Raw genomic sequence first — 21,592 nt, 5'->3', positions numbered from 1 at the left:
GGAACATGAACCGTAGAATACCTTTCCCACTCCCTGGCTGAAGAGCGAAGATGTCCAGCCGTCGCTGTAAAGGCGATAACAGTGCCATTCAAATTGATAGTCTGTGCCTTGCTGGTCTTTGTTTCGTAATTGTTGATCCGATCAATCGCATCGCGCGCCCCATATTTGAACACGGTGCTTTGCGAATCCCTACCTCCCAAAGGGGTGATGGGCCGGTATGGATCGGGCCGGATTGGCCGGTCAGGCGTAAACGTCGATGTCGCGGCTTCCGGCTTCTCTTGCGCCGGATCCGAACCGCCGCTGCACGACGCCAGAAACACCGCCAGCAAGAGCCAGCACAGGCGAACAACCATGATGAAAAACCTCACAATATCGTTTTGAATATGCTGCTGGTGCGACTTGAAAAAATAACGATGAAAAGTTCTTTATTTCGGGCCGGCGTCAATGTCTTCAGCTGAAGAGGAGCCCATGCGGGCAGTGGCGTCAACGTAGCAATTAGTAGGGGTAAAGCGCCGCCAATTCCGCTCCGTTGGTGGACTTTTTCGCCGCTTGTACCCACATTCATGCCGGAGGCCATGAATGGATACGATACCCACCGCTTTTGTCCCGCCGGCGCCCGTGCCGCGCACAGGTCCCGTGGGCACGTTGCAGCTCATCCGCACCATCTATCGCAATCCCCTCGAGCTATGGGGCGAACCCTCGTACAATGAGCCCTGGGTTTCCATCGACTGGTCCTTCGCCCATACGATCATTGCCAATGATCCCGGCCTTATCCGGCATGTGCTCGTCGACAATGCCAGGAACTACAAGATGGCGGCAGTGCGCCAGCGCATCCTTCGCCCGATCCTGCGCGATGGTCTGCTGACGGCCGAAGGCGACGTGTGGAAACGCTCGCGCAAGGCCATGGCGCCTGTCTTCACGCCCCGTCACATCGATGGTTTTGCCGAAAGCATGAAGCGGACCACCGAGGTTTTCGCCGCGCGCTACGAAGGCCTTGCGGGAACGACCGACGTTTCGCGAGACATGACGATGCTGACCTATGATATTCTTGCAGACACCCTGTTTTCCGGCGAAATCGCCGGTGATCCCGACCAGTTTTCCCATGAAGTCGATCGTCTGTTCGAAACCATGGGCCGCGTCGATCCGCTCGATCTTCTCGGCGCTCCGGCATGGCTCCCCCGCTTCACCCAGATAAGGGGCCGCCGCGCTCTGGCGTTTTTCCGGCAGATCGTCGCCAACACGATGGAGATGCGCAAGGCGCGAATGCGCAAGGAAGGTGATAAAGTCCCGAACGATTTCCTCACACTTCTTCTCAGGGCGGAAGGGCCGCAGGGCCTGTCCCGCGCCGAGATCGAGGACAATATCATCACCTTCATCGGCGCCGGTCACGAAACAACGGCGCGGGCTCTGGGCTGGACGCTCTATCTTCTGGCAAGGGCGCCATGGGAGCGCGATCTGATCGAGCAGGAAATCGACGCTTTCATGGATCAGCGCGATGTTCCACCACCGCATCGATGGCTGGAAGCCCTTCCCATCACGCGTGCCGCCTTCGAGGAAGCGATGCGGCTCTATCCGCCGGCGCCCTCGATCAACCGGGAACCGATCGAAGACGACCGATACAAGGATCTGGTCTTGCCGAAAGGCGCTGCTGTCCTTGTCATGCCGTGGACTGTGCACCGCCACCGCCTCTACTGGGACAACCCGGATGCGTTCATGCCGTCAAGGTTCCAGCCTGGCAACCGCGAGAGGATCGACCGGTTCCAGTATCTGCCATTTGGCGCCGGACCGCGCGTCTGTATCGGCGCAAGTTTCGCGCTGCAGGAGGCTATCATCGCGCTTGCAACGCTCTTGCATCGCTATCGGTTCGACATGGCTGCCGATGTGCGGCCCTGGCCCGTTCAGAAGCTCACCACGCAGCCGGAGGGCGGATTGCCAATGAGCGTAACGGCGCGGAGGTAAGCGCTGCATGCGAAGGCAAGTCGCGGGCGAGATCGCAGGGAGTGATGCGACAAACCGTTCTCAGATGAAATATTCGGGCTCGCAAAGCGTCTGGTCCATGGTGACGCCCGGCATCATCGAATGTGTCTTGCCGACGACCCGCGCCGGAACCCCGACAACCGATGTATAGGGCAGCACGGGCGCGACAACCACGCTGCCTGCGCCAACCTTTGCACCCATGCCAATCTCGATATTGCCGAGGATCTTGGCGCCGGCGCCAATCAGCGCGCCGCGGCGTATTTTCGGATGCCTGTCCCCGGTTTCCTTGCCAGTGCCGCCAAGGGTGACATTCTGGAGGATAGAAACGTCATCCTCGACAACGGCCGTTTCGCCGATCACAAGTCCGCTGCCGTGATCGAGCATGATGCCTTTGCCCATCCGCGCCGCAGGATGAATATCGACGCCAAAGACCTCCGATATCCGGCTTTGAAGATGGCGGGCAAGATGAAACCTCTCATGGTTCCACATCCAGTGCGCGACGCGCTGGCCCTGCAGGGCCAGAAAGCCCTTGAAATAGAGGAAAGGCGTCAGGATCTCGAAGTTGCAGGGATCCCGCTCTTTTATCGCGATGAGATCGGTCGCGGCTTTCGCCAGTATTGCCGGGTCGTTCAGGAAGGTCTGGCAGATAAAGGCCAGCAATTCGTCCTGATCGATATCCGGACTGGCGAGTTTCAGGGCTATCCTGTGCGCGAGCGCCTGGGCAAAGCCCGCGTGATAGAGCACGGCCGAATTCATCGGGCGGGTCACAGCGGGATCGATCCGCATCGCTGCAACAGCTTCGCTGCACAATTCATTCCAGATGCTGGCAACGAGGCTCGACGAGGTGAATTCCGTCGGAAGCAGATTGAAACAACTCACCGGCATTGTACTTTTTCCCCGGTTATAGTTTGCGCACCGATCGGATAAGCGCATCTACATCCGCATGGGTGTTATAAAGCGCGAATGAAGGTCTCACGCTCGTCTCTACCCCAAGCCGGCGCAAGATGGGCTGGGCACAGTGGTGCCCGGAACGCACGGCGATGCCGTCGTTTGAGAGCGCCTTGCCGATATCTTCCGTCTTCATGCCGTCCATGACGAAGGACACCACACCAGCGCGCTCCCTCGGATTGCCGATGATGCGGACGCCCGAAACAGCCGACAGCTGGCGCGAACAATCCTCGATCAGCGCGTGTTCATGCGCCGTGACCGCTTCCAGTCCCCATTGTTCAAGGTAGGCGAGAGCGGCGCCAAGACCGACAGCGTCGGCGATGTTGCCCGTCCCGGCTTCGAACAGTGATGGTACAGGCTGATATCTGATCTCCTCGAAAGTCACGTCGGCGATCATATTGCCGCCGCTTTGATAGGGCGGCATTTCGTCCAGGACGTGCTTCTTGCCGTAGAGCACGCCAATGCCGGTCGGTCCGAAAACCTTGTGACCGGAAAAGACGAACCAATCGGCGTCCAGGGCCAGAACGTCCGAACGCAGGTGCGACACCGATTGCGCCCCATCGACCAGAACTCTCGCTCCGGCGGCATGCGCCATCGCCACCATCAGGTGCGCGGGCGTTACCGTGCCTATTGCATTGGCGACCTGCGTCAGGGAAACGAGCTTGGTGCGCGGTCCAAGCAGGAGCGCATAGTCCTCGATGATAATATCGCCCTTGTCGTCGACGGGAGCAATCTTGAGCTTGGCACCCGTTGCCTTTGCGAGGCGGAACCAGGGCACGATATTGGCGTGATGTTCCAAATGGGTGATGAGAATTTCGTCGCCCGCGCCGATATGGGTTCGACCCCAACTGTCGGCCACCAGGTTGATGGCCTCCGTGGTGCCGCGTACGAAGACAATTTCATCCACCGATCCGGCATTGATGAAGTGGCGCACCTGTTCACGCGCACCCTCATAGGCATCGCTGGCGCGGGCTGCCAAAGTGTGCGCGGCACGATGAATATTGGAGTTCTCGTGTTCATAAAAATAGCTTAGCCGGTCGATGACCGCGCGCGGCTTGTGTGTCGTTGCCGCGTTGTCGAGCCATACCAGCGGCTTGCCATCAACCCGCTCGGCAAGGATGGGAAAATCCCGCCGCGCCAGATTGGCGTTGAAGTCTCTCGGCGTTGTCGGGGCGTTGCCAGCCTTTGCAGGGACAGGCGCGGCATTCGGCACTGCGACAGGATGGAGGAAGTATGGGTTTTCGCCGCCCACGTCCTGTCCTTGTGCGGGAAGTGCGTTCCGTACCTGCTGGCTGCCCAGCAAATCTCTCAGTTCTGCCTCATTGGGAAGTGTCTGATCAAGCGCCGGAACAGGTTTGGGCACCAGGGGCCGCCGATCCTCAGGTACATTGGTAATGTAAAGTGCCGAAGAAGACGCACCGCTTTGCTGCCCGATTGAGCCCAGGTTAGGATCCGGGGTTGCTGGAATGGCAGCAAAAGGCGCAGCCGGCGGTAACACGGGCACAGTGCCGGACCTTCCCGGCACGGGCGCATGCGCCGAACCGATGGGAGCCGGTGCCGGCAAGGAAGCCAGCGGCAGCGATACGGGAAGCGATGCCGGCGCAAGGCCTGGACCCGCGATGGCAGGCGCATGAACGCCTGTTGCATTGGCTGGCGTGGCGTCCCTTCCGCCGGGCACCGCCCGGAAGAATTCATTGGCCATCTGCTCGAGCAGAGCTACATCGGGAAATCCCGCCTGTATGAAGTTTTCCGGGACTGGAGAGACGCGGGAATTCTCAGCCATAATCGTGGAACTTCGTGATGTCGATATTCTCAAGCACGGCAACAGCGTCCTCGGTCAAGACAGCCAGCGAGCAATAGAGCGATACCAGATAGGAGGCGATGGCCTTGTCATTGATGCCCATGAAGCGTACCGAAAGGCCCATGCTCTGTTCGCCGGGCAGATTTGGCTGGAACAGGCCGACGACACCCTGACGTGACTGACCGACGCGGAGCAGGAGAATGCTCGACCTGCCATCTTCCACCGGCACCTTGTTGGATGGAACAAGCGGAATGCCGCGCCATGTCAGGAACGGCGAGCCGAACATTGTTATCGTTGCCGGCGGAACACCGCGACGCGTGCATTCCCGGCCAAAGGCGGCAATCGTATCGGGGTGAGCTAGGAAAAACGCAGGCTCTTTCCAGACCTTGGCGACGAGGCTGTCCATAGCGTCGGGCGTGGGAAGCCCGTTGGAGCTTTGGATTCGCTGCGAAGGCGCGATATTGTTCAAGAGCCCGTATTCGCTGCTGGTGATCAGCTGGCTTTCCTGCTGCTCCTTTATCACTTCGATGGACAGGCGCAACTGCTCGCCGATCTGGTTGTGCGGCGAGGAGTAAAGATCGGAAATGCGGGTATGGACATCGACAACCGTGTTGACGGCACAAAGCATGTATTCGCGTGGATTTTCCTCATAATCCACGAAAGTCTGCGGTAGCTCCCGCTCGTCGCGCGCCGAACATTCGACAGCGACGCGATCTTCATTCCTGACGCGGTTGACGCGCAGGATACCGGCTTCTACCGGCAGCCACTCCAGGCAATGCACGAGCCAGCGCGGCGAAATGCTGGCCATCTGCGGCACGGTTTTGGTGGCATTGGCAAGCTGGCGGGCAGCAACATCGCCAAGGGCGGTAAAATGCTTCTGTGTTTCCGACATTGTTGAAAATTCCTGAACTTGATAAAATATTGAAAGCGAATTGTTTTGAAAAATGAAGCGGCGATGAGATAATGCTTCTATCAACTAGTTGGGTTGGCTGCTTCTGGCAACTGTTAAACGATAGAAAATTTTTGCTATTTTTCAGATGGTTATGACAAAAATGCGCTTTCGGCACGACTCGTGGAAAATTGTTCCGTTGCTTGCGTGCAGTTCCGTTTATCTGTTCGAAGCACCAGGCAAGCGCCCCGATTTTCCCGCGCAGGCAATGTGCACTCGGCACCGGGGACCTTGATTTCACCAGAAATTTATTGTACAGATATTTCCAGTGAAAGGATCTCCAATGCCAACGACCGCACAGCATATTGCAGAGACTCCGAGCAAGACCAACGTTGTTTCCAAGGCGCTGCTGCGTTCCGCTGAATTGCTCGGCCTGACCGCGAAAGAGCTTTCAACTGTCGTCGGCCTGTCGGAACCCAGTATTTCGCGGCTGAAGCGCAGCGAAGGCACAGGTCCGCTCACCGGCAAGAGCTACGAACTCGCGCTATTGTTCATACGTCTTTATCGCTCGCTTGACGCCATTGTCGGCGGCGATGACAATGTAGCGCGGCAGTGGATGCGCACTGACAATACCATGCTCGGCGGCAAGCCGCTCAACCGGATCAAAACCATTGACGGTCTCGCCCATGTCCTTGCCTATCTGGACGCCCGCCGCGCTCCGATCTGAATCGCGATCCCTGCACGGCGCCTGCTGGCGTCTGGTCGAAGCGCAGCACCGCGTTTCCACCATGAAGCTGGTCGATACGCTTGATGAGCAGGCCCTGCTCGAAGATGAACTGGAAGCCACCAAGCCCCCGCTTCCGCCAGCATGCGCGCATCTCGATTACCTGCTGGCGACGCCGTTCCGCTATGGCCGGTACCCCGGCAATTCGCGGTTCAGGCGGGAGGGTTATTCGCCCGGTGTGTTCTATGCCAGCGAGAATGTCGAAACGGCGGTGGCGGAAACGGCTTTCTACAGGCTGTTGTTTTTCAACGAGAGCCCCGGCTTGCCCTGGCCGCGAAATGCACTGGAATTCACCGCCTTCCAAGCGCGCTATGCCACGACCCAGGCGCTTGATCTCATGGCTCCGCCTTTCCTCGATCAGACTCAACTCTGGGCCCGGCTGACCGACTATTCCGCCTGTCTCGACCTCGCCGATCGGGCGCTTGAGGCAGGCATCGAGCTCATCCGCTATCAATCCGTGCGCGATCCGGAAGGCGGCGCCAATCTGGCGCTTTTATCCTGCACCTGCTTTGCCCTGCCACGCCCGGTTCGGATGACAACGTGGCGGCTGCATTTCTCCAGCTACGGCGTCAAGGCAATCTGCGACCAAGCGGACGTGGGGCTCGGATTCAGCCGCCAGACCTTCTCCAAAGACCCCCGGCTGGCGGAGAATGCCGCAACCTAGACGCAGCCTCAAGACAATCTCTCCGCATGCCATTTGATATGGTCGGCCATGAATGTGGAGATGAAGAAATACGAGTGGTCATAACCGTCGCGCATGTTCAGCGTTAGTGGAATCCCGGCCTTCTCGCATGCCTCTTCAAGCAGCCAGGGCCGCAACCCGTCGTCGAGAAAACCATCGGCCTTTCCCTGGTCGACCAGCAGTTCCGGCACGCGGTGCCCGTCTTCGATCAGCGCGACACTGTCATAGGCGCGCCAGGCAGCCTCATCCGCTCCAAGATATTTTTCGAAGGCGGGGCGCGACCAGCCCGCCACCATCGGCCGGCTTATCGGCGCGAAGGCCGAAACGGACTTGAACCGTCCCGGATTTTTCAAGGCCAGCGTCAACGCGCCGTGGCCGCCCATCGAGTGACCGAAAATGCTCTGGCGGTTCATATCGACAGGAAAATTCGCTGCGACCAGTTCCGGCAGTTCTTCACCGACATAGGTCGCCATGCGATAGTTCGCCGACCAGGGCACCTCGGTCGCATCCAGGTAGAATCCTGCGCCACTGCCGAACTGCCAATTGTCCTTCTCATCCGGGATATCATCCCCGCGCGGGCTGGTATCGGGGCAGATGATCGCAACGCCCAGCTCCGCGGCAGCTTTACGATATTCGCCCTTGTCCATGACATTCTGGTGCGTACAGGTGAGCCCCGAAAGGTACCACAGCAGCGGCACAGGCCTTTCTCTTGCCTGCGGCGGCAGGAAAACCGCGAATGTCATGTCGCATTGGCAGGCATCGCTCCGGTGACGATAGACGCCCTGGGTACCCTCAAAGCTTTTGGCAATCGATAATGTTTCCATGAAAAAACTCCCTTCTCGAATCTGTTTTGAATGTTTGCGGCGGCAAGGCACCTGTCTCGGATTTCCGGGGTACTGGCCATGTCATCCCTACTGGCCGAGCGAGACGGCGACATTCACCGCAGCGGCAACAAGCACCGTGTTGAAAAAGAACGATACGATCGCATGTACCAGATTGATCTTGCGCATGCCTGTACTGGTGACGGCAGTGTCGGAAGTCTGTGCCGTCATGCCGATGACATAGGAAAAGTACAGGAACTCGATTCCCCCCGGATCCTTGCCGCCCGGGAAATCGAGCCCTCCGACATGTTTGTGCTGCCGGTCTTTCGACCCTGATGCATCATCGTCCGGTTGCCAGTAAAGGTGAGCGTAATGGATTGCTGCCATCATGTGGATGGTCATCCAGCCGAGAAAGACTGCCGCCAGGCCAAGCGAAAGATCCAGTGGTTGAGGATTCTCGCCGGAATTGAGCAAAATGAAGAGCGAACCGAGAGCGACGACCACCGTACCAAGCGTGACGGCGAAGATTATCCACACCGGCTCGTCGGACCGCGCCGCATTCTTGCGCAAATATTGCGGGGTCAGCTTGCGGATCTTGAGCGCCGAGAGCGCGAGGTAGACCACGAAAAAAATGTTGGCGGCGGCGGCGGAGGCGACATGCGGTGCGAGAGCCAGGGACAATGCCAGCGCGGCGAGGCCGGCGATAGCGGCAATGAAAAACGGATTATGCCGCTTCCACAAAACCGCTACTCCGTCGTGACCGCTGCGGGCCGCTGCATGTCCACATGCGCAATCCCATCCTCGAGATATTCCTCCGAGACCGGCACGAAGCCGAAGGATTCATAAAAGCGCTGCAATTGGCTTTGAGCCGACAGTTTGATCGGGCTTTCCGCATAGAGCCGCTCACATTGCGCTATGGCCTCGACCATCAGCCTTTCGCCAAGCTTCTTGCCGCGGTGATCGGGCGAGACGACGACCCGGCCGATGCGCGCCGCCGGGTCGCTCCTTGAAGGTCTTCTGATCCGCGCACTCCCCACGAGTTCGTTTCCGGCGAGAAGGCGCAGATGCAGGGCATCCGCATCCTTGCCATCGAGTTCCGGATAGGGGCATTTCTGCTCGACGACGAATACGTCCACACGCAGTTTCAGCATGGCATAAAGGTCGCGCGGGCTCAGCTCGTCAAGCCCTGTAAACGCCACCTTCAATGCATTTTCCTGCATCAGAATGTCACGACGCTGCGGATCGATTTGCCCTCATGCATCAGGTCGAAAGCCGTGTTGATCTCATCGAGCGGCATAGTGTGCGTAATGAGGCTGTCGATGTCGATCTTGCCTTCCATGTACCAGTCGACGATCTTCGGCACATCCGTGCGTCCGCGCGCGCCACCGAATGCCGTGCCGCGCCAGTTGCGCCCTGTGACGAGCTGGAACGGCCGGGTCGAGATTTCCTTGCCGGCCTCCGCCACGCCGATCACGATGCTGGTGCCCCAGCCGCGATGGCAGCATTCCAGTGCCTGGCGCATGACATTGGTGTTGCCGGTTGCATCAAAGGAAAAATCCGCGCCGCCATCCGTCAGGTCCTGGATAGCCGACACTACCTTGTCATTGCCGACCTCGTTGGGATTGACGAAATGGGTCATGCCGAATTTCTTCGCCATCGCCACCTTGCCGGGGTTGAGATCGACGCCGATGATCTTGTCGGCGCCAACCATGCGTGCGCCCTGGATGACGTTGAGGCCGATACCGCCGAGACCGAACACCACGACATTGGCGCCAGGCCAAACCTTGCCCGTATAGATGACCGCACCGATACCCGTCGTGACGCCGCAGCCGATATAGCAGATCTTGTCGAAGGGCGCGTCTTCACGCACCTTCGCCAGGGCGATTTCCGGCAGCACCGTGAAATTCGAAAACGTCGAGCAGCCCATATAATGGAACACCTCGCCGCCATCGCAGGAGAAGCGGCTGGTGCCGTCCGGCATGACGCCCTGCCCCTGCGTGGCGCGGATCGAGGTGCACAGGTTCGAACGCTGGGACAGGCAGGTTTTGCACTGGCGGCATTCCGGCGTGTAGAGCGGGATGACGTGGTCGCCGACCTTCAGCGAGCTGACGCCGGCGCCGATCTCCCGCACAATGCCCGCACCTTCATGGCCGAGAATAGCCGGGAACTTTCCTTCGGAATCGAGGCCCGACAGGGTATAGGCGTCCGTATGGCAAACGCCCGTCGCCATCACCTCGACCAGAACCTCGCCGGGCTTTGGGCCGCCAATCTCGATTGTCTCGATCGTCAGTGGCTTATTGGCTTCCCAGGCAACGGCGGCGCGCGATTTCATGATGTCTCTCCCATGCGTCTCAAGCAATGCAACTCAGTGATTTGATGGTTGCACTATCAGGATCGCGCGCGGGATCGTCAATCGAATGAACGACATTTCTTACCGGGAATGGCGCGCCTCCTTGCCGCGCGCCTGCGCGGCAAAACAGCCCGGCTCCCTATTCCACCACCTGCACTTTCGCAGCAGCGCGGGCTCTCGCCGTTGCCAAGGGCGAGCGCGCATCGAAGAATGTCTGGACCTCATCGAAGGTGAGATAGCCGTCGCTGTCGCGGTCGATCTCGTCGTAGTGATCAACGATGACACCCCAGCCGGCATCCTTGGCGCCCTTCGCCGTAAGTAGGTGATTGGACTTTGCAGCGGCGTCGAACTTGGCCCGCAGCTCCTTGTCAAGCAGCTTCTGGATCGAAGCCGCATCCTGCTTTTGTGTTTTGGCTCCTGGTTCCGGGTCCCAAACGCGGTCGCCGGCATGGCCATACCCGGCCGTTACGGTGAAGAGCAGCGCGATGATGATTGTGCGTGAAATGGCCATGGATCGCTCTCCTAGTGCAGGGCTTGGGCGGGGACAGGTGCGCGCTGCATAGGTGCTGCCGCGACAAGACCCTGGGCTTTGATCACGGTGGGACCCGTGCCATAAGGCGGCGCATCGTAGAATTCGTCGAGGGTCTTTTTCATCGGCGCACGCGCCTCCTCCGAATAGTACATCATGTGGCCGCCGGCGAAATTCTTCACCGGTATACGGTCCAAAAGGGTGGTTTTCTTCACAGGATCAATCTCGACACCTTTGAGACTGAGCTCAGATCGGTAGAAAGGGGTCACGGTATCATAATAGCCATGAACGGTGAGAAGCTTGATCGTAGGGTCAATGCCAATTGCTGCAACAATATCCGGCAGGCCTGAGGCAGGGAACTCAAAATTCCAGCTCTCAAAGGCACCCTCGGCCGGGTGAAACCAATCCTTCCATGAAGCATTGATATAGGGCGACGCCGTCTTATAGTTAACGTGGCGGGGGAGATAATCCGTAATCACGTTGTTGAAAGCACGCTCCTCGACGAAGTCGAATTCGTAGTCTAACGGCACCGGCATTAACCCGGTCAAGCCCATAAAAGTTACCGGCACTGTTTCGAGACGCAAATACATTCGGTAGTCGTAAGAATTGTGAATGAATTCGGCGGGTCGTGCAGGACCTGAGTACTTGGAGACATCTATTGTTTTTCCCGCTTTAAGCGCAGGCAGGTATTCCTTCACCATAAAGTCGCGCAACACTTGAGCATATTCATCGATGCTTCTGTCACCGCGTTCTTGTGTCATATTAAAGTAATCGGCTCCCAGCGCAGTTGTAGGCAGCATGGCCTCAGAATCGGAGGCGGAATAATCAAAGGCGGGAGAGTGGAAGACGACGCCGGTGAGAACGTCCGGCTTTACTCCGGAAGCTTCCTTCTCATATCCGCTCGTACCCGCTTCCAGCAGTGCCCGCGCAAGTTTAGGGACGCGGATACCGCCCCCGTAAGACTCGCCATAAAGGTACTTGGGTGAGGCCTGCCGTTTATGGGCATTGACATAGCGAGTGATGAACTGTCGCGATAATTCTACGTCGACGGTGACCCCCCAAAAGTCGTGGTTCTTCTTCGGCGCAATTGCCTGCGAATAGCCGGTGCCAGGAACGACATCGACGAAGACCAGGTCACTCTTGTCAATCATGGACTCGGCGTCTTCAATCATGTCAAATGAATCGGGCGGGTTGTCGACCCATTCGGGCTTGGACTTCGGTCCGTCAAGAAAAGCGCGTTTCGGCGCCCAGGATGCGAGATGCAGATAGATCGATGACGCACCCGGCCCGCCGTTGAAAAAGAAGGTGACGGGGCGATCCGCCTTCGGCAGATCATCGCGCGTATAGGCGGTATAGAAGATCGAAGCCTGCGGGTCTTCCTTCTGCGGGTTCCTGGCAAAAGCGGTAAGATGGCCGGCCGAGGCGGTGTACCAGAATGCCTTGCCGTCCAGCGTCATCTTGTGCCGCTTGACCGATGGCTTCTCATCGACGGCTGCCGCGAGCTGTGCGCCCGCAGAACCATCATATGTTGTCGTGTCTTCCAGTTTGAAGTCCGCCGGCGCGTAGAGCTTGTAGGCTTCCTCGTCGAGGCCGCCGCGGGTATAGAGCGCCGCCACCGCCTTGACTGGCGCGATCTTCGTCAATTCGCCCGCCGCTTCTGCGGTCTTGCCCTCCTTGACGAAAGCCGTAACGGTGCGAAGCGATGCGCCTTCCGCCGTCAGACCAGCGCCATCGAGGATCTTTGCCGCTTCGGCAAATTGTCCGGTCTCGATCAAGGCATTGCTGCGGATACGCGCTGCCTCGAGCTTTGCCGCTTCGGTATCGGCGATCGCAGCGGTCTTCAGCTTGTCGATGCGTGTCAATTCAGCCTTGGCCGTCTCGATCAATCCGTTCTCGCCCACATATCTGGCGAGTTCATCCATCGCCAGCTTGATCTTGCCGGGGTTCTTCGCGTCCCCGATCAGGGACGTGAGTTCCGCTGTATGAGCCGCGCGCTCGTTTTCTGCCAGCTTGATGGAGCCGATATGGTTCGGATCCTTCTGGTCTTTAATCGTCTTATCGCCCTTCAGCTTGACCAGCCTCGCTTCGAGACCTGCAAGCTCTGTCTTTGCCTTGGCGATCTTGCCGGGGGTTGCGCCTGCGCCTTCGTAATCGGCCAGTACGGCCTTGGCTTTTTCTATCTTGCCATCCGGCCCTTCAAGATCGGCACGTTCCTGGTTCAGGCTCTGCACCTTCGTGCTGGCGGTCTCGACGTCCTTCGTCTTGATCCTCGCTTCGTCGAGCAGCCGCGCCAGTGTGTCTTCACCCTCCTTGATTTTTGCGCCCAGCGCCGCATCTGCCTGTTCGGTGGCGGTGAGCTTGGCGCCGGCGGCCGTCAATGCCGCAGTCTTCTGCGATATCTGGCTATTGAGACCATCAAGCTTGGCCTGTGCGGCGAGCATATCGGCATCGAACGTGCCCGCATTGTCATTGCTGGAAGAATTGGAGCCGTTGCAGGCGCTGAGACCAAGCACTGCGAAAAGCAGCAGAAATCTGAAATTCATCGGGTGAAAAATCCTGATTGGTAAAAAACCGATCATTGCCAAGAAAAGCCCGGCCAAACAATTCGCCTAAAGTTTAATCCGGCGACAACATTGCATATTGCTTGAGCAAAACTGCTGCTTGTGCCCGCTGGCATTGCTGGCAAAAGCCAGATCCTGCTGGACTTGACGCTCCAAACCTTATCAAAACGCCGCTTCAACCATTTGCGGATGCCCCTTTGAAAGTTCTGCCTGCCCTCCCTGTCACCGAAATCCTGCCTGCGCTTGATAAGGCGCTTGACGAGGGCAATGCCGCCGTGCTGGTGGGCGCCGCCGGGCGCAGGCAAGACAACGCTCGTGCCGCTGCACCTGCTCGGCGCACCAGGTTACGTGAGCACCGTGGCGCATCGGCAACACGAAGAATGCAGCTGTACTATGAGCATGACGCGCCCCTTTGCCCTTTGCGGTCGGTCACTTCTTATTCCACCACCTGCACTTCCGCCGCGGCCCTCGCTCTTGCGGCAGGCAAGGGCGAGCGCGCATCGAAGAATGTCTGGACCTCATCGAAGGTCAGATAGCCGTCGCTGTCGCGGTCGATCTCGGCGTAGTGATCGACGATGACACCCCAGCCGGCATCCTTGGCGCCCTGCACAGTCAAATGATTATTGGTGGTTCGCACCGCATCATCGAATTTCCTTTGCAGCTTCTGGTCGACTGCCGCCTGCACAGTTTCCTCATTCAAGGGCGGCGCGTTCGGATCAGCCGGCGGCATAAAGAAACCATCGGCGATTTTTACGATCATGGACTGTCCGGGATGCAAGGTGCCGGTATCAAGGGGCATGGCCATTGCAGACATCGAGCCGAGAACTATGATGGCGGTCGCAAGTATTGACAGGTTTTTCATAGGCTTATCCTCAATGCAGCGGCAAGGCTGGCGCTGCGGCAGCGCGTTGTTTAACGGATGCTACCGGCGCGGCCGTTGCACTCGCCTCGGACGCTGCGAAAACGGGCGGAGCCCGATAGAAGGCCGCGACATCTTTTTTCAAGGCTACACGCGCATCGTTGGAATAATAGATCATGTGGCCGCCATGGTAGTTGTTGACCGGAATGCGATACTTCAACCCGCCCCGTGCAAGGTTCATCTCGGTGGTGTAGAACGGGGTGACCGTATCGTAATAGCCATGCACGGCGAGATATTTGACCGAAGGATCAGCCTCCAGCGCGCCGATGATGTCAGGAATTGTGGTGGTCATGGCCCTGTTAGTCGTGCCATCTTTCCATACCCATTTGGCGTTGATACCTCCCTCGAGCTTTAGCTGTTGGTAGTAGGATCCATTTGTATAATTCAGGTACTCCGGCATGTACCGCGTAAAGACATTGTGAAATGCCTTATGCTCGTAAAAATCGAAATCGTAGGGCTTGGGGCTGATACGCCTCGTTGCATCGCCCTTTATATGCATCCGGCTGTCATAGATATTGAGCCGGTATTCTGGCTTGAATGCTTCGACGAATGATTTTCGAACAATCCAGGGAAAATCCTCGAAGAAATCCGCCGAAAGCTTCGCGAATTCCTCGGCAGGAATCGTCATGAACGGCATTGCCGGCGCGCGTTTCCATTCGGCAGCGGCAACGCCAGTGTAAGTTTCTGCTTGGCTGAGATAGGCTTTCCCGTCGTCGCTTTCTGCGTAGTTGTTCCATCTAGGATACCCCCTCTCATTTGTAGACTGGAAGGCCGCTTGGTAATGCTGTTCATTCGTGAATTTCCGTAGGTCTTTGAGGTAGGATTTAAGGTCCTTGTCTTTACCCCACTGCGTCGCCGCATAGGCCTCGTTAGTCATGGCGTAGGTTGGGAAAAGTGTCCAGCACTGCTGCTCGACATGTATGCTGCACATTGAACCCATATCGAAAACAGGAGAGTGAAAGATCGACCCGCTCAGGGCAATCGGTGTTTTGCCGGATGGGTCCGGATCATAGGCCAGGGTACCAGCCTCCGTCATCAGTCGCGACAGGATGGGCACGCGGATGCCGCCGCCATAGGATTCGCCATAGAGATATTTGGGCGAGGATTGCCGCTGGTTGAGATTGACGTAACGTTTGATATATTGAAACAAGACATCCGCATCCACCTGGACACCCCAAAAATCCTTGTTCGTATGGGGCGCGATAGCCTCGGAATAGCCGGTTCCGGGCGGATCGACGAAGACCAGATCGCTTTCATCGAGCAGAGATTCCGCGTTGTCGACCAGAGGCATGTCCTCCGGCTGCTTCTCGGCAGCATCCGCGGTAACCGCTGGACTATTCGTCTCAATGCGTTTTGGTCCCCAGCCGCCCAAATGAAGCCAGATCGAAGCCGCACCCGGTCCGCCATTGAAGAAGAAGGTGACGGGGCGTTTTTCCCTCGGCAAATCATCGCGCGTATAGGCCGTATAGAAGATGGAGGCTTGCGCATCCTTTTTATCATTCGCGGAGTAGGCGACGAGATGACCGGTACTGGCGGTAAACCAGACGGTTTTACCATTTAGCGTCATTTTGTGCCGTTTGACTGCCGGCTTCTCATCGACACCCTTCGGATCGAGCGACGCAGTTTCCGCGTCATCATATCTGGTAGGGTCGCTCAACACGAAGTCTTCCGGCGCATAGAGCTTGTAGGCTTCCTCGTCCAGGCCTGCTCCTTTCAAAGCCAGTGCTGCCTCATCGAGTTTCCCTAGCGCTTTGAGGTCAGCTGCCTTCAGCCGGGCTATTTGCTCCGGCGTAGGCAATTCGACGAACTTGCCGCCCGTGTCGCCGGTGTCTTTCGTCTCCCCGCCACCATCTTTTGTGTCAACGATGTTCTTTTTATCAAAAGTTCCTTCATCTGCGTTTTGAGAAGAATTGGAGCCGTTGCAGGCGCTGAGACCAAGCGCCGCGAAAAGCAGCAGATATCTGAAATTCATTGGGTGAAAAATCCTGGTTGGAAAAACCGATCATTGCCAAGAAAAGCCCGGCCAAACAATTCGCCTAAAGTTTAATCTGGCGAAAATTTTGCACGTTAGTTCGGCAAAACTGCTGCTTGCCCGTTGGCATTGCTGCCAAAAGCCAGATCCTGCTGGACTTGACGCTCCAAACCTTGTCAAAACGCCGCTTCAACCATTTGCGGATGCCCCTTTGAAAGATCTGCCTGCGCTCCCTGTCACTGGGATCCTGCCTGCGCTTGATAAGGCGCTTGACGAGGGCGATGCCGCCGTGCTGGTGGCGCCGCCGGGCGCTGGCAAGACAACGCTCGTGCCGCTGCATCTTCTGGATGCAGCCTGGCGCGGGGAACGCACCATCATACTGCTCGAGCCGCGCCGCCTTGCTGCCCGCGCCGCCGCCAGCCGCATGGCCAACCTGATGGGCGAAGCCGTCGGCGAAACGGTCGGCTATCGCATGCGCCTTGAGAACAAGGTCTCGGCCAAGACCCGCATTCTCGTCGTCACCGAAGGCGTTTTCGCCCGGATGATTCTTGACGATCCCGATTTGAACGGCATCGCCGCCGTGCTTTTCGATGAGTTCCACGAGCGCAGCCTCGACGCGGATTTCGGCCTTGCCCTGGCGCTCGATGTACAGGGCGCCCTGCGCCCGGACTTGAAATTGCTGGTGATGTCGGCAACGCTAGACGGTGCGCGCGTTGCCAAACTTCTGGGCGATGCGCCGGTGCTGGAAAGCAAGGGCCGCGCCTTTCCCGTCGATGTTCGGTACAGGCCCCGCAGTCCGGACGAACGGATCGAAGACGCCATGGTCAGGGCCATCCGCGATACGCTCGCCGATGAGACCGGCAGCGTTCTCGCCTTCCTTCCCGGCCAGCGCGAGATCGAACGCACGGCCGAGGCGCTGCAAGGACGTGTCGCGGCTGGCGTGCTCGTCGTCCCGCTTTATGGCGCTCTGGAAGGCCGCGATCAGGACGCAGCGATCAAGCCCGCGCCTGCCGGCATGCGCAAGGTCGTGCTTGCCACCTCGATCGCCGAAACGTCGATCACCATCGATGGTGTACGCGTCGTCATCGATAGCGGTCTTGCCCGCCTGCCGAAGTTCGAGCCCGCTACCGGTCTCACCCGGCTCGAGACAGTTCGTGCGTCGCGCGCGGCTATAGACCAGCGCGCGGGCCGGGCCGGACGCACCGGGCCCGGTATAGCGGTGCGGCTGTGGCGGGCCGAACAGAGCGCCGCGCTCGAAGCCTTCGCCCCGCCGGAAATCCTTGAGGCCGACCTTACCGGCCTCGTACTCGATTGCGCCGCGTGGGGCGTTGCCGATCCCGCCAGCCTCGCCTTTCTTGATCCGCCGCCAGCGCCAGCGGTCAAGGAGGCGAAGAGCCTGCTCGAAAGCCTCGGCGCGCTCGGCAAGGACCATCGCATCACCCCGATGGGCAATGCGATGCGGAAGTTGGCTCTGCCTGCCCGCCTCGCCCACATGGTCTTGACCGCCCGCGAACGTGGCCAGGCATTGCGCGCGGCGGAACTCGCCGTGCTCCTCACCGAACGCGGCCTTGGCGGCAACGACACCGATCTCGATGTGCGCCTCTCCCGCTTCCAGCGAGAGCGGGGGGAGCGCGCAATGCGAGCGCGATCGCTTGCCGAGCGCCTGGCCGGGGAATTCTCTTCAACGGAACCCGAAAGCGCCGGCCGCCTGCTCCTCGGCGCTTATCCCGATCGCATCGCCAAGGCGCGCGGCAACGGACAATTCACGCTGGCAAACGGACGCGGCGGCGAGATCGAGCCCGCCACATCGCTGGCCAAGTCGCCATGGCTGGTGGTGGCCGATCTCTCGGGCCGTGCCGGGCGCGCCCGCATTCTCGCCGCCGCCGAGGTGACTGAAGCCGAGATTCGCGACGCCCTGAGCGATCGTATCATCAGCGGGAGACAGGTCACTTACGACGTCAGCCGCAATGCCTTGCAAGCTCGCGATGCCACCCGGATCGGCGCGATCTCCCTATCGGAAAAGACGCTGGCAGCGCCCGCCGGCGAGGAAGCCAACCTTGGCGTCATCGCCGCGGTCCGCGCCCATGGCCTCGATATCCTGCCATGGTCGAAAGAAGCCACGATCCTGCGCCGCCGGCTCGCCTGGCTGCATCGGGGGCTCGGTGCTCCATGGCCCGCCATGGATGATGCAGACTTGACCACGGCACTCGGCGAGTGGCTGCTGCCCTTCCTCAACGGCACGTCACAGCTCGACCGGATCCCGGCACATGTGCTGATCGACGGGCTGCGCTCCCTCGTTCCATACGACCTGCAGCGCAAGATCGACAGCCTTGCGCCCACGCATTTCGAGGTACCGACCGGCTCCAATATTCCGATCCGCTACGAGGAAGCGGAGCCGGTGCTGAGCGTGCGCGTGCAAGAACTCTTCGGGCTCGCCGCCCATCCCGCCATCGCGAATGGTACCATCCCGCTCCTCCTGGAGCTCCTGTCGCCCGCACACCGTCCGATACAGATCACGCGCGACCTGCCCGGCTTTTGGAAAGGCTCCTGGGCGGACGTGCGCAGCGACATGCGCGGCCGCTATCCACGGCACTTCTGGCCGGAAGATCCGGCCAGTGCCGTGCCGACGAGCCGCGCCAAGCCGAGGGGAACGTGAGTTAGCACTGCCCTTTACCCTCCGCCAAACTCTCCAATTCCCTTTATACTCCGTTTGTTCTAAAGCTCCGGCCATGGTTCAGGATTTCGGTATTCGCTCATCTTATCTGTCGCGCCGTCTCAGGCTGACGACGCTCATCCGTCTGCGCTGGCTGGCGGTTGCCGGGCAAAGTATCGCGGTGCTTTTCGTTGCGCTCTACCTCAAGTTCCCCTTCCCGGTCAGCATCTGTTTCGCGCTCATTGCCTGCTCGGCATGGCTGAACCTCCTGATGTCGTTCCGCTACCCGATCAATCACCGCCTGGAGCCGCGCGCGGCGGTCACGGTCCTCGCATTCGATATCCTGCAGGTGGCCGGGCTGCTTTACATGACCGGCGGACTGCAAAATCCTTTCGCCGTGCTGATGATCGTTCCCGTGATCATCTCCGCCACGTCGCTCCCGGCCTATTCGACCATAGCGCTCGGCGTTCTCGTCACCATCTGCGCGACGGTACTGGCCATTATCTACCTGCCTCTCCCCTGGTACGAGGGCGAGACGATGCAACTGCCATTCGTCCTCATCGCCGGCGTCTGGTGCTCGGTCGTCTCGGCACTCGCCTTCACCGCGGTCTATGCCTACCGTGTCGCCGAAGAGGCGCGGCTGCTCGCCGACGCTCTGACTGCAACCGAACTGATCCTTCAGCGCGAGCAGCATTTGTCGGCGCTCGACGGGCTTGCCGCTGCTGCAGCGCATGAGCTTGGTACGCCGCTCGCCACGATCGCGCTCGTTGCCAAGGAGATGGAACGGGCGCTGGCCAAGGATGATCGTTTTGCCGAAGACATCGAGCTTCTGCGCTCACAGGCGGATCGTTGCCGTGAAATCCTCAAGCGCCTGACGAGCCTGTCCTCGACGAGCGAGGAGCATATGTCACGGCTGAAGATTTCTTCCCTGATCGAGGAAGTCATCGAGCCAAATCGTGATTTCGGCATCAATATCGAGGTGAAGAAGTTGCGCGGCGAAGGCGTGGAACCGGTCATCCGCCGCAACCCCGGCATCATCTATGGTCTCGGCAATCTCGTCGAGAATGCGATCGATTTCGCCAGGGCAACGGTGGATGTCAGCTGGGGTTGGTCCGACAAGACGGTCGAGATCATCATCAGTGACGATGGCGAAGGATTTGCCGCCGAGATTCTGGATCGCATAGGCGAGCCCTATACGACCGGGCGGGACCGGGAAATCAACGAACATGGGGGAGGGCTCGGGCTCGGGCTTTTCATTGCCAAGACGCTGCTCGAGCGTTCGGGGGCGACCATTACCTTCCGGAATCGCAACGATCCGGGGCAAGGCGCGGAGGTCGTCGTCATCTGGCCCCGCAATCAACTCGTTGCAGATCAATAATCTTTGACTTTTTCTTCATTGCGAACCATTAAAAGCAAATAATAATAGAAAATGAGCAGGAAACCCTGATGGAAACCACGGATCAGGACGATGTTGCGGCCATTGGCGGCGATCCGACACTTCTTCTTGTCGACGATGACAAGCCCTTCTTGCAACGCCTTGCGCGCGCAATGGAAACGCGAGGCTTCACAGTCGCCATCGCAGATTCAGTCGAAGCTGGCCTTGCCAGTGTCAAGACTCATGCACCGGCCTATGCGGTCGTCGACATGCGGCTCGGCGACGGCAACGGCCTCGATATCATCGAGGCCATTCGCGCCCGGCGCGAGGATACGCGCGCTGTGATCCTGACCGGATATGGCAATATCGCCACGGCAGTCAATGCGGTCAAACTCGGCGCCATAGATTACCTGTCGAAGCCCGCAGATGCGGACGAAGTATTCGCGGCGCTGACGCGACGCTCGGGCGAGAAGGTCGCCCCGCCGGAAAATCCCATGTCCGCCGACAGGGTCCGCTGGGAACATATCCAGCGCGTCTATGAAATGTGCGACCGCAATGTTTCCGAGACGGCGCGTCGCCTCAACATGCATCGCCGCACGTTGCAGCGTATCCTGGCAAAGCGAGCGCCGCGCTAGAGCTTATCTCCCCCCATTGTGGGGGAGAACGCGATTTCAGCACGTTAGCCTCTTCGCTAAATACTAGAAATCGCAAGAGAGGGGATTTGCTTCACGAACTACCCACTCACTTGGATTTCTCTACCACAACGGGAGAGATAGCAGGCATCTGGCGCGGAGCCTATTCCACATCCGTTTCAGGCAAGTCCAGACCCGAAAGTTCCGCCAGCGTCATGCGCGCGGCGCTGATCCTTGCAAAGCGCAGCGTCACCGCCTTGCGTGTTGCCCCAGCCAATTTGTGTTCCGGCGCATCGCGTATTATCTCGGCACCGTAGCCATCCGAAAGGATGAAACCGCAGTCCTCGGGGAAAATATCTGCCGGAACGCCCGGATGGGTTGCGAAGAACAACCTGTCGCAGTGCGCGCGATAGATCGGCCATTTGCGATCGACCCTGAAATCCTCGATGGATGATTTGATCTCGACGATCCAGACCTCGCCGGTTCGAGTGAGAGCGACAAGATCGGCGCGGCGGCCGGATGCCAGGGGCAATTCCGGTACGACGGCCAGGCCCATTTCGAGGAACAACCGCTGCACGCCACGTCGCACCAGCATGGCGTTTTCCGATTGTCGCCCATCTGCGAGCGGACTTGTCTGATCCAGGCTTATGAGAGGCATGACCCGAAACTATCGGCAAATTTGCAACCATGCACAAAAAA

General features: G+C 58.9%; 19 protein-coding genes. 7 read left to right on the top strand and 12 right to left on the bottom strand.

Annotated elements, in window-relative coordinates; all coding sequences use genetic code 11:
* Window positions 1–50: 50 nt before the first annotated feature.
* Entirely contained in the window at window positions 51–458 is a 408-nt protein-coding gene (locus tag CU100_RS27130) for a hypothetical protein (RefSeq protein ID WP_245418966.1), read from the top strand.
* A gap of 121 nt (window positions 459–579) precedes the next feature.
* Window positions 580–1,959 (top strand): cytochrome P450, encoded by a 1,380-nt coding sequence (locus CU100_RS03535; protein ID WP_106715149.1) that lies wholly within the window; start codon window positions 580–582, stop codon window positions 1,957–1,959.
* Window positions 1,960–2,019: 60 nt separating this feature from the next.
* Here CU100_RS03535 and cysE read toward each other — a convergent pair whose 3' ends face one another.
* From cysE to CU100_RS03520, 3 genes are read right to left on the bottom strand one after another with little or no spacing between them, the layout of a single operon-like run.
* Window positions 2,020–2,862, bottom strand: coding sequence for a serine O-acetyltransferase (cysE, locus tag CU100_RS03530; protein ID WP_106715148.1), 843 nt, complete (start codon window positions 2,860–2,862; stop codon window positions 2,020–2,022).
* A gap of 16 nt (window positions 2,863–2,878) precedes the next feature.
* Window positions 2,879–4,708 (bottom strand): family 2A encapsulin nanocompartment cargo protein cysteine desulfurase, encoded by a 1,830-nt coding sequence (locus tag CU100_RS03525; RefSeq protein WP_106715147.1) that lies wholly within the window; start codon window positions 4,706–4,708, stop codon window positions 2,879–2,881.
* Window positions 4,701–5,618: a family 2A encapsulin nanocompartment shell protein gene (locus CU100_RS03520; protein WP_106715146.1), complete on the bottom strand. Its 918-nt coding sequence runs from the start codon at window positions 5,616–5,618 to the stop codon at window positions 4,701–4,703. Before CU100_RS03520 ends, CU100_RS03525 begins: the two co-directional genes overlap by 8 nt.
* Before the next feature lie 340 nt (window positions 5,619–5,958).
* Between CU100_RS03520 and CU100_RS03515 the strand changes: the two genes are divergently transcribed.
* Window positions 5,959–6,342: an MbcA/ParS/Xre antitoxin family protein gene (locus tag CU100_RS03515; RefSeq protein WP_106715145.1), complete on the top strand. Its 384-nt coding sequence runs from the start codon at window positions 5,959–5,961 to the stop codon at window positions 6,340–6,342.
* Window positions 6,302–7,063, top strand: a complete 762-nt coding sequence (locus CU100_RS03510; protein ID WP_106715144.1) for an RES family NAD+ phosphorylase — start codon at window positions 6,302–6,304, stop codon at window positions 7,061–7,063. The genes CU100_RS03515 and CU100_RS03510 overlap by 41 nt, the downstream gene beginning before the upstream one ends.
* Before the next feature lie 8 nt (window positions 7,064–7,071).
* Here the strand turns inward: CU100_RS03510 and fghA are convergent, their stop codons facing one another.
* From fghA to CU100_RS03470, 8 genes are all read right to left on the bottom strand, one after another.
* A complete protein-coding gene (fghA, locus tag CU100_RS03505; protein WP_106715143.1) occupies window positions 7,072–7,905 on the bottom strand; it encodes an S-formylglutathione hydrolase in 834 nt (277 codons plus the stop codon).
* 87 nt (window positions 7,906–7,992) lie between these two features.
* Entirely contained in the window at window positions 7,993–8,643 is a 651-nt protein-coding gene (locus tag CU100_RS03500) for a DUF1345 domain-containing protein (RefSeq protein ID WP_106715142.1), read from the bottom strand.
* 5 nt (window positions 8,644–8,648) lie between these two features.
* Window positions 8,649–9,122 carry a GNAT family N-acetyltransferase gene (locus tag CU100_RS03495; protein WP_106715141.1) on the bottom strand — a complete coding sequence of 158 codons (474 nt, stop codon included), beginning with the start codon at window positions 9,120–9,122 and terminating at the stop codon, window positions 8,649–8,651.
* Window positions 9,122–10,234, bottom strand: coding sequence for an S-(hydroxymethyl)glutathione dehydrogenase/class III alcohol dehydrogenase (locus CU100_RS03490; protein WP_106715140.1), 1,113 nt, complete (start codon window positions 10,232–10,234; stop codon window positions 9,122–9,124). The genes CU100_RS03495 and CU100_RS03490 overlap by 1 nt, the downstream gene beginning before the upstream one ends.
* Before the next feature lie 157 nt (window positions 10,235–10,391).
* Window positions 10,392–10,763, bottom strand: coding sequence for a hypothetical protein (locus tag CU100_RS03485; protein ID WP_106715139.1), 372 nt, complete (start codon window positions 10,761–10,763; stop codon window positions 10,392–10,394).
* A gap of 11 nt (window positions 10,764–10,774) precedes the next feature.
* A complete protein-coding gene (locus tag CU100_RS03480; RefSeq protein ID WP_170113719.1) occupies window positions 10,775–13,324 on the bottom strand; it encodes a S10 family serine carboxypeptidase-like protein in 2,550 nt (849 codons plus the stop codon).
* A gap of 454 nt (window positions 13,325–13,778) precedes the next feature.
* Window positions 13,779–14,204 (bottom strand): hypothetical protein, encoded by a 426-nt coding sequence (locus tag CU100_RS26700; RefSeq protein WP_170113718.1) that lies wholly within the window; start codon window positions 14,202–14,204, stop codon window positions 13,779–13,781.
* Between the two features lie 10 nt (window positions 14,205–14,214).
* Window positions 14,215–16,233, bottom strand: a complete 2,019-nt coding sequence (locus tag CU100_RS03470; RefSeq protein ID WP_106715136.1) for a S10 family serine carboxypeptidase-like protein — start codon at window positions 16,231–16,233, stop codon at window positions 14,215–14,217.
* Between the two features lie 211 nt (window positions 16,234–16,444).
* Between CU100_RS03470 and hrpB the strand changes: the two genes are divergently transcribed.
* The 3 genes from hrpB (at window position 16,445) to CU100_RS03455 (ending at window position 20,896) form a co-directional block, all read left to right on the top strand.
* Entirely contained in the window at window positions 16,445–18,889 is a 2,445-nt protein-coding gene (gene hrpB, locus CU100_RS03465; RefSeq protein WP_106715971.1) for an ATP-dependent helicase HrpB, read from the top strand.
* A gap of 73 nt (window positions 18,890–18,962) precedes the next feature.
* The gene (locus CU100_RS03460) at window positions 18,963–20,264 is read left to right on the top strand and encodes an ActS/PrrB/RegB family redox-sensitive histidine kinase (protein ID WP_106715135.1); all 1,302 of its coding nucleotides are present in this window, start codon (window positions 18,963–18,965) and stop codon (window positions 20,262–20,264) included.
* A 68-nt stretch (window positions 20,265–20,332) separates the two neighbouring features.
* On the top strand, window positions 20,333–20,896 hold the full coding sequence (locus CU100_RS03455; RefSeq protein WP_106715134.1) for an ActR/PrrA/RegA family redox response regulator transcription factor: 564 nt from the start codon (window positions 20,333–20,335) through the stop codon (window positions 20,894–20,896).
* A 160-nt stretch (window positions 20,897–21,056) separates the two neighbouring features.
* Here the strand turns inward: CU100_RS03455 and CU100_RS03450 are convergent, their stop codons facing one another.
* On the bottom strand, window positions 21,057–21,551 hold the full coding sequence (locus tag CU100_RS03450; protein ID WP_106715133.1) for an MmcB family DNA repair protein: 495 nt from the start codon (window positions 21,549–21,551) through the stop codon (window positions 21,057–21,059).
* Window positions 21,552–21,592: the final 41 nt, after the last annotated feature.

Origin of the sequence: Phyllobacterium endophyticum, assembly GCF_003010935.1 — a bacterium.
GTDB classification, from domain to species: Bacteria; Pseudomonadota; Alphaproteobacteria; order Rhizobiales; family Rhizobiaceae; genus Phyllobacterium; species Phyllobacterium endophyticum.
Note: the sequence above shows the minus strand (reverse complement) of the source record. Positions and strands in the feature narration are given on the sequence as shown.